This is a genomic window from Nocardia sp. NPDC004722 (assembly GCF_053601505.1).
On record NZ_JBSGBY010000425.1, the window covers coordinates 1 to 7,434 of the forward strand.

7 protein-coding genes are annotated in these 7,434 nt (G+C 68.1%); 4 read left to right on the top strand and 3 right to left on the bottom strand.

Annotated features, from left to right (window positions below; translation table 11 throughout):
• On the top strand, window positions 1-1,192 hold a 1,192-nt coding region (locus ACWELQ_RS31940; RefSeq protein WP_452400750.1), incomplete at its 5' end, for a metallophosphoesterase family protein.
• Between the two features lie 309 nt (window positions 1,193-1,501).
• Window positions 1,502-1,669 carry a hypothetical protein gene (locus tag ACWELQ_RS31945; RefSeq protein ID WP_452400751.1) on the top strand — a complete coding sequence of 56 codons (168 nt, stop codon included), beginning with the start codon at window positions 1,502-1,504 and terminating at the stop codon, window positions 1,667-1,669.
• A 417-nt stretch (window positions 1,670-2,086) separates the two neighbouring features.
• Here ACWELQ_RS31945 and ACWELQ_RS31950 read toward each other — a convergent pair whose 3' ends face one another.
• Entirely contained in the window at window positions 2,087-3,310 is a 1,224-nt protein-coding gene (locus ACWELQ_RS31950) for a hypothetical protein (RefSeq protein ID WP_452400752.1), read from the bottom strand.
• A gap of 546 nt (window positions 3,311-3,856) precedes the next feature.
• Entirely contained in the window at window positions 3,857-4,060 is a 204-nt protein-coding gene (locus ACWELQ_RS31955; RefSeq protein ID WP_452400753.1) for a hypothetical protein, read from the bottom strand.
• Window positions 4,061-4,400: 340 nt separating this feature from the next.
• Here ACWELQ_RS31955 and ACWELQ_RS31960 point away from each other — a divergent pair, with 340 nt between their 5' ends.
• Both ACWELQ_RS31960 and ACWELQ_RS31965 read left to right on the top strand, forming a co-directional pair.
• Window positions 4,401-5,279 (top strand): helix-turn-helix domain-containing protein, encoded by an 879-nt coding sequence (locus ACWELQ_RS31960; RefSeq protein ID WP_452400754.1) that lies wholly within the window; start codon window positions 4,401-4,403, stop codon window positions 5,277-5,279.
• Window positions 5,276-5,482, top strand: a complete 207-nt coding sequence (locus ACWELQ_RS31965) for a DUF397 domain-containing protein (protein ID WP_452400755.1) — start codon at window positions 5,276-5,278, stop codon at window positions 5,480-5,482. The genes ACWELQ_RS31960 and ACWELQ_RS31965 overlap by 4 nt, the downstream gene beginning before the upstream one ends.
• 74 nt (window positions 5,483-5,556) lie before the next feature.
• Here the strand turns inward: ACWELQ_RS31965 and ACWELQ_RS31970 are convergent.
• On the bottom strand, window positions 5,557-7,434 hold a 1,878-nt coding region (locus ACWELQ_RS31970), incomplete at its 5' end, for an SbcC/MukB-like Walker B domain-containing protein (protein ID WP_452400756.1).

The following is a 7,434-nucleotide window of genomic DNA, read 5'->3' on the forward strand; positions in this document are numbered from 1 at the left end:
CCGGGCCGGGCGACTACGACCGGTCGCGGCCGACACCGAGGTGCGCATCGCGCCCGCCGACGGCCGCACCGCCGCGCGGATCTGGCATTCGGAAGGGCGGCGCACCGCTTACCACTACGCGGAGATCCGGGATCTGGAACCGGGCCGGGCCTACCGCTTCGAGGCGTACTCCGACGGCCGCCGCGCCACACCCGCCCGCACCCTGGTGACCCGGCGGTCCGGAACACCCGAATCCACCGGCATTCTCACCACACTGACGCCCCCGCCCGGACGGCTGCTGCGCACCCTCGCGCTGACCAACGACCTGCACTACGGGGAACCGGCCAGCGGGCTGTTCGCGGGACTGTTCGAAGGGCTGCGGCACAGCACCGAGGAATACCCGGAATTCATGCTGCAAGCCGTCCTCGAGGATCTGCGGCTGCCGGACCGGGCCGTCGACCAACTGGTGGTGGCGGGCGACATGACCGATTCCGGGACTGCCGAGCAGGCGCGCGGCGTGCGCGAACGCCTCGATGAGTGGGGCACTCTCGGCCGGGACTACTTCGCGTGCAGGGGAAATCACGATGTCCGGCCGCCGGAGGAACCCGACCACTGGGGCGCGGTGTTCCACGCCCGCGACCGGCTGGTCGAATACTTCGTCGGCGGGCTGCGGCTGATCGGGCTCGACACCACGCGCACGCGCGGGGCGGGCGGCACCCTCGCCGCACCGCAGCTGGCCCACCTGCGCGAACTGCTGCGCGGTGAACCGGACCGGCCGACACTGGTTTTCGGCCATCACCCGGTGACCCGGCATGCGGCGGTGAGCAATCCGGGCGGGCCCGGGTTCGTGCTCGACCGCTTCAGCGCGGCCGCTTTGCACGGGCTGTACGCAGGTGCGCCCGGCGTGTTCCTGCACCACAGCGGGCACACCCACCGGAATCGATTGAGCCGACCGGACTCCGGGATCGGCGTGGAATTCCTCGAAGTGGGCGCGGTCAAGGAGTATCCGGGCGGGTACACGCTGGTGCGCGTCTACGAGGGCGGATACATGGTCAACTTCTACAAGACGCGCACGGAGGCGGCGCGGCGGTGGAGCACCCGCACGCGCAGTCAATACCTGGGCCTGCACCCCGATCACGCGCTCGGCAGTTTTGCGGATCGCAATCATGTTGTGCGGCGCGACTTCTCGGGGCTGTGCGGGCGGCAGGACTGATATCGCCCGGGCGGCGAGCGGATTTCGCGCGCGACACACCGGGGGAGACCTGCCGGTATGTCCGGTCAATGTGCCCCGGATGTCCGGGCCTTTCGGCATACTGCCTGGTGCGCGCCCGAGCGGACATCGTGATGTCCGCTCGTTCACCGCTGTGCGCGCACCCTCGATTCGGCATGCTGGGTTCGGCACTTCTCTCAGTACGGAGGCACGGTGGGCAGGCAGGGCAGGCAGTACCGTTCGAATCACGGCACAATCCGGCATCAGCGCCCACCCGTTCACACCCCCCACGCCGCTCGCCCCGTCCACTCGGTGCGTGAGGTGCTCTGCGCCACCGGCTGGTTCGTCTTCGAACTGCCCACCGCGGTCCTGCTCGCCGTCTTCGTCGGCACCGGCTGGCTCGGCTACCTCCAGCACGCGGGCACCCCGGCCCAGCCCCGCTCGGCCGTCGTCGTCCCCGCCGACGCGCCTGCCCCATAACCGATCTCGGCGCGGCGCGACCGATTCGCCCTCCTCGTCATCGCGGATATCAACCGCCTGGTCACCCTGGATATCGACGGTCTCGTCATCCCGAGTATCGACCCACTCGTCATCCCGAGTATCGACCCACTCGTCATCCCGGCGATCGACCCGCCCGTCATCCCGGCGTGCTTTTGCCGGGATCCGCACCCGGACGCACCTGAGCTGCGAGCGTGGAATCCGGCCGAGAACGCGCCGCAATGACGGGGGCCGCTCGGGTGGGGTCTCTGTGCGGCCGAAGTGATCTCGGTCCGGCAGCGTCGAATCCAGGCCCCGAAACGACGCCACCCCGGTGGGCCGCTGGCTGCGGATCACCGGGGTGTTGGCGTATCGGGCCGATGCCACCGGGGCACCGGCCGATTCGGCTCACACGATTGGTCAGTCGTCGTCGAGGGAGCTGCCATTGCGCGAACGCGACGCGGCGCGGGCGCGGCGGCGGGCGGCCTGGAGTTCGGCGAGTTCCTGCTCCAAGGTCTCGGCGATCCGGAACTGGCCGGTGTCGTAGACATTGAGCGGGGGGACCGGGTCGGCCAGATCGGCCAGGGGGGAACGGTCGTCCTCCTCGGCCTTGCGGGGCTTGCTGGTGGCGGAACGGCGATCCTTGTTGGCGGATTTGCCATTGTCCGAATGACTCTCGGACTTGCCGTTGCCGTTGGACTCCGACCGGGTGGCCCGGGTCTCCGGCTCGATCACCTGGGCCTCGGCCTCGACGGTGCGATCGGCCTCGGAGGGGGCCGCCGTCAGCGCGGGGGTCTGGGTCGGCATCGGCGTCGGCTGCGGGCGCGACGGCCACGACACTACGGTCGGCGCGGCGCGGCGTAGTTGTTCGCCCGGGTCGGGTAGATCCCGGATCTGGTCGGTGGCCCGCACGATGGCCAGGCCGTAGCGTCCTGCCGCCGCATTGTGGATCAGCAGCGCCACACCGATCATGACCGGGGCGATGGCGTGCACCGCCACGTCGTACCAGCTGCCGGTCTTGATGTACGGGTAGGTGTTCAGGATGACCGTCAGGCTCAGCAGCGCCATCTCGGCCACCACCACCTGGCGGCGGCTGTCGATGACACCCCACTCGGCCACCTTGTTGGTGCCGATCATGATGATCACGAGGCAGACGCTGATCATGCCTTCGAGCAGGTAGCTGAACCAGTAGAGCGGATCGCTCGCACCGCCCGGCGCGATATTGTGCTGCACGTTGACCGCCGACCAGAGCATGCCGGCCGCGACCACACCGGCGAGCGCCCGCTGGCTCCACGCCCGATGCTTGTACAGCGACGCCAGTTTGGCGTGCGGGCTCGATTCTCGCCGCTGTGCGGCGATCGCCTTGCGGGCGAGCAGCAAGTCGCGAATGTCGGCCTTCTCAATCTCTTCGGTCGTCTGCCGAGCACGATCGGCCTGACCGGCCGCGGCCTCGGCTTGCTTCCAGCGTTGAGCCCGCTCCTGCTCGCGAATACGCTCGGCTAGTTCGCGCTCGGCGACCAGCTCGGTCTCCGACAGCGCATCGGTGAGCGCGGGATCGTACTGGTAGGCCAGCCGACCCCGGGCCTTCTCGACCCGTTGCGCCAGCTGGCTGACGTCGTCCTCGCGCGGATGTTCAATTGTCATCTGGACCCCCGTCCAAGGAGTCCCGATGGCTGACAGGTGATTCCGGTGGGCACGGAGAGTATTTCTAGTCGATGTTTGCCCAACCGCGAAACTGTTGATTTGCCGATGGTCCAATCCTTACGGCGCGCCGCGCCGCGACACGCGGATTGGGCTGGAAGTCATGGCCGTTCGAAGAGGCCTCCGAACTGGCCGTCCAGTGGGGTTGCCGATCCCGCCTCGCCCCAACCGGATTGCGAACCGGACCGGACGGACATAGTGCGCGAACCCGGGCAAGTCGGCAGAGGTCAAGGCGGAAACGGGCTTCCGCGCCTTGGGCAACCTTCGTCCGCGCCGAGGGTGTGGGCAGCGGCGAACTGGGCCTCGGGAGCGGTCTCGATGCCGACGGTGTCGCGCGAGCTGTCGACTCCGGTTCGTCCCGTGACGATTCGATGGGTGGCCCGGGTATCCGGATCGGCATCGGTGATCCGTAGGGCGAGTGGCTGGGCCTGTGCCCGTTGGGGTTCGGCGAGGTTGCTCCAACCGGATTCGGCGGGCCAGCTACTTCGGTCATTGCGGACCGCCCCAGATGTTCCACGTGCCGCGCAGACTCCGCGCCTCGCGGCCAGCCACCTCCAGCCGCGGCACCAGCTCTTCGTAGTACCGATGTGCATCACACTCCTCCCCGCACCCGCGATGCACCTCGCGCCCCCGTTGCGCCGCCGCCAGATTCATGACCGGATAGTCCGGCGCATCATGCGAGACGACATTCACGGCCTGCCTCCGATCCGATTGCCGAAGTCGCGAATGACCGCAATGGCCTGACGCTTTTTGCCGCACACGGAAATCGGACAATCCACATGAACTCGCAGGACATCACGCGCATAGCCCGCTGACATCGCGGTTATCGCTTCGTGGTTCTCGATCGGTATGGCGTACATGGCGGTCGCTCCAGTCATCGGGGCTGGTGGATCGGGTATGAGTCCAGGTCTACGCCGCTCCGCGACCGTGTGGAACCTTCCATGACGCAAAGTCCTCCAAAAGATTTCCGCCGTCCGGAAACGGTGCGAGAATCATTCCAAAATTGCATGAGACCTGTAGAGAGGCAAAGGAAATGGCTGTCGGCTCCACGGTTCCGCGTCGGCTGATCGGTCGGACGCTGAAGCAATTGCGTGAGCAGTCCGGAGTTCCGGCGGCCCGAGCGCAGAAGCTCATCGATGTTTCGCCGCAGACGCTTTGGCGGCTGGAGACCGGTCAGGCCGGTACGAAGATCCGGGAGGTGGATGTGGACGCGCTGTGCCGCCTCTACGATGCCGACGAAGATACGACGGCCGCGTTGATCGGGCTCGTGGCCGAGACGAAGAGTCCGGGTTGGTGGCACGACTACGGCGCGGCGGTGCCGTCGTACTTCGATCTCTATCTGGGTATGGAAGAAGCCGCGCGAAGGCTGACCACGCTTCACCTGAATCTGCTGCCGGGACTGCTCCAGACGCCCGGGTATCGGCGCGCGGTGATCTGGGCCGCTTATCCGGGCATGCCTACGGTCGAGGTCGAACAACGCATCGAGATTTCGGCCAAACGTCAACAGCGACTGGACGAGTCGCCCACCGCGTTCAGCGTGGCGATGTTCATCTGTGAGTCCGCGCTGCGATGGTCCGTCGGCGGGCCTGCCGTGATGGCCGAGCAACTCCGGCACATCGCGAACGTGTCGAAATTGCCGACGGCGTCGATCCGGGTGGTGCCGCTGGACGCCGCAACCCCGTTGCCGCTCATAGTCGGTGCGTTCACCCTGATGGAGTTTCCCGTTTTCGCGGACACTCGTCTGACGGAACCTCCGCTGGTCTACGTGGAGGGATTCACCGGGGCGCTCTATCTGGACAAGCAGGGAGAATTGGACATGTACAGGGCAGCGGTGAGAACCCTTCGCACCACGGCTCTGAATGAGCGGGACACCAGGGAACTGGTGCTGAGCATCGCAGAGGAGTACGAGTGAACGCCGACCTGTACCAGGCGGATTGGCACAAGAGCAGCCGCAGCGGGCCGAATCAGGACTGCGTGGAGGTCGCGCATCTGGGTGCGGGCACCGTGGGTGTGCGTGATTCGAAGGATGTGGCGGGACCGGCTCTGGTGTTCACGCCGGAAGCCTGGGACAGCTTCAACACAGCCCTGAAGTCCGGGAAGTTCGATCTGGTCTGACGGAACGTACGGACGGTGGGGAGCCTGGGCGTTCTGCCCGGGCTCCCCGTGCGTACGCGTTGGGGTTCGAAAGGTCAGCTCACCGTTTCGAGTTCCTCGTCGAGCGGGATCGCACCTTCCAGCCCGTGGGGGAGGCGGCGGCGGTTGGGGGAGCCGAGGGCGGTGGTGAGGTCGGTGCCGTCGTGTTCGGCGAGGAGGTCGGCGGCGTCCCAGACGAGGAGGGTGGCGCTGACGGTGTTTTCGGCGGCGGAGTGGGCGAGGTCGTAGTGGGCGCAGCCGGGGACGTGGGGGTAGGTGATCCAGAGGTCGTAGCCGGTCATGAACAGGTCGAGGTCGAATTGGACGGAGAGGCCGAGGAGTTCGCTGCGGCCGTTGTCGTCGACGCCGGCGAAGGCTTCGTCGAGGGCCAGTAGGCGGGGGGCCTGGGGGTCGGCAGAGTCGAGCATGACGTGGGCGGCGGCGAAGAGCGGAAGGTGCAGGGAGACCGACTGTTCGCCGCCGGAGAGGGCGCTGTGGCGGGCGACCGTGAGTCGGTCCTCGGAGCCGTCGGCGTTGAGGATGGTGAAGGCGAAGGTCCGCCAGGTGCGGTAATCCAGAGTGGCGGCGAGGATTTCGGGGAAGGAACGCTCCGGGTGGGCGGCGCGGGCGGTGCGGATCTCCGCCGCGAAGTAGGAGCGGATGGTGGAGAGGTCCTCCGGCGTCAAATCCGATGAGTCGCGATCCAGGAGCTTGCAGACCGCGCGGGCGGGCTCGGAGAGGTTGTCGGCCAGCACCCAGTGCACGCCGATGGTGTTGCCCGAGGACATGCGGCGCTGCTTCATCTCCGCGCCCATGCGGGAGATGAGTTCGCGTGCGTCGCAGGTGCGTTCGTGGATCTGCTGGGCCAGCCCGGTCAGCAGCGCATCCTCCAGGATGCGACGCTCGGCGTCCGTGAGCAGCAGCTCCTGATCGTGGCGCGCGGAGCCGATCCGCTCGGCGAAGTCCGCCAGCGAGGACAGGCCGTGATCGTCGTGCACCTGCACCACGGTCAGCCCGTCGGCGGCATCCCAGTGCAGCCGGTAGTCCTGCCGTGCCGCGGTGAGCGCGGCGTCGAACTCCTGCAGCGCGGTGGTGACCGCGCTGCGCGTCGACTTGCGTGCCGCCTCGCCCACCCGCACCGAAGCCGTTGCGGCGGCGATATTCTCGAACAACTCGGCCACTTCCGCGGGCAGTACGGTGAGCTCCTGCTCGGGATCGCCGTTCTCGATCCGGTAGAGCAGCTGCTCGGGCGTCGACCAGGCGGCATCGCTGCTGGGCCACCGGCTTTCGGCGGGCGCGCCCAGCAGGCTCAGCAGATCCGGGCGCGCGTAGGGGGCGAGATGCCGGACATCCGAGAGCAATTCGGCCAGCGCGGTGCCGAGCGTGTCGTGCGCGGCCCGATGCGCGCCCTCGGCGGTACCGACCGATTCGATCGCCTCGGCCGCCGCTTTCCGGGCCGCCTTCTGCTCGGCGCGTGCCGCGTCGATCTTCGCGCGGGCGGCCTCGAGATCGCGGTCGATATCCGCCGCGCCCGCACCCAGCGCCTCGCGCAGCATCTCCAACTTGCGCGACTGCTCCTCGTACCCGGAGCGCGCCGCCTCGGCCTCCTCCGCGAACGCCTCCGCCAGATCCTTCGACTCCTCGAGCCGGTCCCCAGCCTCCCGTGCCCGCTCGTGCTCACGCTGATGATCGCCGCGCAGCCGCAGCAGCGCGGTCCCCGCGTTCTCGAAATGCCGTACGGCAGCGGCCAACGCGTCCAATTCGGCCGGATCCCGGGGCGCGCGGTGATCGGCCGCGATCGCGCGCACCTTCTTGTCGGCGGCCGTGTAATCGGCCACCGCCTGATCCAAATCCTTCTCGGCCTGCGCCGCCGCCTCCGACCGCGACCGCAACATGCCCGCCGCCTCGGCGACCCCACGCAGCGCGCCCGTCAC

Excerpts from the sequence above, each read along its gene's own strand:
- ACWELQ_RS31960 (WP_452400754.1), top strand. The coding sequence starts at position 4,401 with ATGGCTGTCGGCTCCACGGTTCCGCGTCGGCTGATCGGTCGGACGCTG.
- ACWELQ_RS31950 (WP_452400752.1), bottom strand. The coding sequence starts at position 3,310 with ATGACAATTGAACATCCGCGCGAGGACGACGTCAGCCAGCTGGCGCAA.